The sequence below is a fragment of the Rhodococcus sp. R1101 genome (assembly GCF_000278445.1).
GTDB classification, from domain to species: domain Bacteria; phylum Actinomycetota; class Actinomycetes; order Mycobacteriales; family Mycobacteriaceae; genus Rhodococcus; species Rhodococcus gordoniae.
Map to the genome: position 1 here is coordinate 1 of NZ_AJVB01000459.1, position 3,150 is coordinate 3,150.

The 3,150-nt window shown below is 68.0% G+C and carries 5 protein-coding genes; 3 read left to right on the plus strand and 2 right to left on the minus strand.

Annotated features, from left to right (window positions below; genetic code table 11):
- Window positions 1-6: 6 nt before the first annotated feature.
- Window positions 7-306 (minus strand): protease inhibitor I42 family protein, encoded by a 300-nt coding sequence (locus tag R1101_RS0119820; RefSeq protein WP_016935049.1) that lies wholly within the window; start codon window positions 304-306, stop codon window positions 7-9.
- Window positions 307-388: 82 nt separating this feature from the next.
- Here R1101_RS0119820 and R1101_RS0119825 point away from each other — a divergent pair, with 82 nt between their 5' ends.
- Window positions 389-919 carry a hypothetical protein gene (locus R1101_RS0119825; protein WP_232284791.1) on the plus strand — a complete coding sequence of 177 codons (531 nt, stop codon included), beginning with the start codon at window positions 389-391 and terminating at the stop codon, window positions 917-919.
- A gap of 33 nt (window positions 920-952) precedes the next feature.
- Entirely contained in the window at window positions 953-1,561 is a 609-nt protein-coding gene (locus tag R1101_RS0119830; RefSeq protein WP_016935051.1) for a hypothetical protein, read from the plus strand.
- A 20-nt stretch (window positions 1,562-1,581) separates the two neighbouring features.
- Here R1101_RS0119830 and R1101_RS0119835 read toward each other — a convergent pair whose 3' ends face one another.
- Entirely contained in the window at window positions 1,582-2,373 is a 792-nt protein-coding gene (locus R1101_RS0119835; RefSeq protein ID WP_026003491.1) for an SDR family NAD(P)-dependent oxidoreductase, read from the minus strand.
- Window positions 2,374-2,548: 175 nt separating this feature from the next.
- Between R1101_RS0119835 and R1101_RS0119840 the strand changes: the two genes are divergently transcribed.
- The coding region (locus R1101_RS0119840; protein ID WP_016935053.1) for a DEAD/DEAH box helicase at window positions 2,549-3,150 on the plus strand (602 nt) is incomplete at its 3' end.

Sequence of the window (3,150 nt, forward strand, 5' to 3'; positions counted from 1 at the left end):
ACGCCCTCACGCGACCGTGACGGTCATGTTCGCGCTGTCGGCGATCAGGTCGGCGTGCTTGCGCATGCGCAGGGAGATGGGCCAGGTGCCGGCGCGGCGTGCCGTGAAACTGAAGACCCGTTCACCGGCCCCTCCCGGCAGCGGATTCTTCGACGGCAGGAATCGGATGTCGCGCAGGACGAGTCCTTCTCCGACCCTCGACGTCGACCAGCAGTAGTCCCGGGAGGTGTTCTCGGGAAGGTGCAGTTCGATCGTGTCCCCGACACCGACCGTGACGTCCTTCGGCCCAGTGGCGATGTGCTTCATGACCTCAGAATAGCGCTCGGATGTGATACGCCTCACTCTCTCGACCGTGGTCACCGCACAACCCGCGCAATGCCGATGTGTGATGGGACACAAAATGGGGCATTCGGTGCCCATGCACGAGGAACGAGCCGGAATCACACGCAGCGACGCGGTGATGGGAGGACGCCTTCTCGCTCTCGCCCACGAGAACGGTTACAGCGAACTGACCGAAGAGGTCGCGGCACTGGTGTCGAGCGCCGGTTCGGAGTCGCCGTCCCGGATCACTCCCCCGCTGTACGGCGGCGTGCTGAGGTGGACGGTCTCGACGATCGCCGACGTCGTGGTCGACAAGATCGGCCCGCAGGTGCGCGGCGACGAGTCCTTCGAACTGACCATCCGGACCGAGAGCGGCCGTCACGTCCGGCCGGAGGAACTTCCGCAGCCGGAGAGCACCGTGATGAAGGCCGTCGTCGATGCACTCGCCGGCGACTCCGCCGCGGCCCGCAGCGACCTCGACGAGGTGGTCTTCGCGATGGACTGGGCATCGCAGATGGAAGCCTTGGTCGAAGCGGTGCTCTGGCTCGACCGGCTTCTCGACACACCGGTACCGGACGGCAACGACGCACCCTGGTGATCCTCACCCGCAGAAGGGCATGAGCGACGACCGATGCCCTCGTTCACTCCCCTCACCCCCGAGGCCCTCACGGTCTCCGTCGCCGACCGTGCCGAATCGCTCACCGGAACCGTATGCGTCGCCGTGAGTGCACCCGACGCGGCAGACCCGGTGGAACTCGCGCGCCGAATCACGACGGAACTGCGAACACGGGGCCGTGCCGCCGACGTCGTCTCACTCCACGACTTCGTCCGGCCGGCGTCCCTCCGGCTCGAGCACGGGCGGACCGATCCGCACAGCTACCGGCACGACTGGTTCGACTACGCAGCACTCGATCGGGAGGTGGTGCGAGCATTGCACGAACAGCGCCGATGGCTTCCTCGCCTGTGGGACGAGGACACCGACCGCTCGGCACGCGAACTCCCACGGCCGGCGGCGCACGACCAGGTTCTCGTCGTCGCCGGTCCGATGCTCCTCGGCCGCGGGCTCGACTTCGATGTCACCGTTTCCCTGACGATGTCGCGTGGGGCGCTCGAAAGACGTACGCGCGCCGGGGATCACTGGACGATCACCGCGTTGCTCGAGCACGGCGAGACGGATGCGGACGTGCTGGTGCGCTACGACCATCCCACCCGCCCGGCCGCACGGACGAGATCCGCCTGACCGGTCCTCTCGTCGCGGGCTCATCTCTCCGATCGCGGCTTCGCCAGGACCCGGTGGACGGCCGAGGTCACGGCGTCGGGCGCCACCGTACCGAAGACCGCCATGGATTTGGCGAGGAGGGAACCGGGCACCACGTTCCGCTCGCCGCGCATCAGCGCGGCATAGCCGTCCCGGGCCACATGGGCCGGATCGTCCTTGGGGGACTTCCCCAGCAGGGTGTCGAGCATCCCGGCACGCGCGAAGAAATGGGTGTCGGTGGCCCCGGGCAGCATCGACGTGAGCGTGACCCCGCTGCCGTCCAACTCCTTCCGGACACCGTCGGCGAAGGACTGCACGAAGGCCTTGGACGCGTTGTACACGGCCTGGTAGGGGCCGGGCATCGTCGATACGACCGACGATGTGATCAGCATGCGGCCCGATCCCGCCTGCAGCATGTCGTTCAGCAACAGGTGCGCCAGATGCACCGTCGAGCGCACGTTGACGTCGACGATCGAGAGCACGTCCTCGAGCTCTGCGTCGACGAATGCGCCGCCGGCCCCGACACCGGCGTTGAGCGCGGCGGCGGCCGGAATGCGGCCCTCGGCTGTCGCGGCCTCGTGGACCGCCCGGACGCCGTCCGGCGTCCGCAGGTCGGCGTGGACCGCCACCACGTCCACCCCGGTCTTCTCCAGGTCGGCGGCGACCGAGTCCAGCGCGCCCGATCTCGCTGCCAGGACGAGATCGTAGCCGTCGGCCGCGAACAGGGCGGCCAGCTCCCGGCCTATCCCTCGCGAGGCTCCGGTCACCAGAGCACGGGGTCGAGCATCGTTCATCTCTCCTCCTCGGCACGTATGGAGCGCGGGTACCCACACCCGGCCGGACCGACACGGCAGGCACGGGATCCGCGAGCCGTTTGGGTCGGGCGCGTCCCCGGGTATGCGGCAGGCATCCCGCGCTCGCCCCACCCGGGCAGTCCACACGGAATCTGGAGTTCACTTGCAGCACAAAATGTATCGATCCTCGCCCGAACGAGCGTCGGACGAGGCACGCAAGGAACTCTGTGCCGCCGCGCAGAATGTCTTCGGCTGGAGCGCTCTGCGCCCCGAGCAACTGGACGCCATGGCGCCGCTGCTCGACGGACGCGACGTCCTTGCCGTCATGGCCACCGGATCCGGGAAATCCGCGATCTATCAAGTGCCCTCGTTGCTGCTACCGGGGGTGACCGTGGTCGTCTCGCCTCTGATCGCGCTGCAGAACGATCAGATCGCCGGTCTCGACCACTCGGAGGCGCCCGATGCGGTCGCCATCAATTCGCGCCAGCCCGAGTCCGAGAACGAGGCGAACTGGCGTGCCGTGCTCGAACACGATGCCGACTACGTCTTCCTCGCTCCGGAACAACTCGTCAAGGACGAGGTCCTGGGCCGTCTGCGCGACGTGCAGGTCTCGCTCCTCGTCGTCGACGAGGCGCACTGCGTCTCGATGTGGGGTCACGACTTCAGACCGGAATACCTGCGCCTGGGAGACGTGGTCGAGACGCTCGGTCGCCCACCCCTCGTGGCTCTCACCGCCACGGCCTCACCGCCGGTCCGCGAAGACATCGTCGCGGCGCT

Bases quoted from the DNA above. Each gene is read 5' to 3' on its own strand.
- R1101_RS0119820 (WP_016935049.1), bottom strand. From the start codon at position 306: ATGAAGCACATCGCCACTGGGCCGAAGGACGTCACGGTCGGTGTCGGG.
- R1101_RS0119825 (WP_232284791.1), top strand. From the start codon at position 389: ATGGGACACAAAATGGGGCATTCGGTGCCCATGCACGAGGAACGAGCC.
- R1101_RS0119830 (WP_016935051.1), top strand. From the start codon at position 953: ATGCCCTCGTTCACTCCCCTCACCCCCGAGGCCCTCACGGTCTCCGTC.
- R1101_RS0119835 (WP_026003491.1), bottom strand. From the start codon at position 2,373: ATGAACGATGCTCGACCCCGTGCTCTGGTGACCGGAGCCTCGCGAGGG.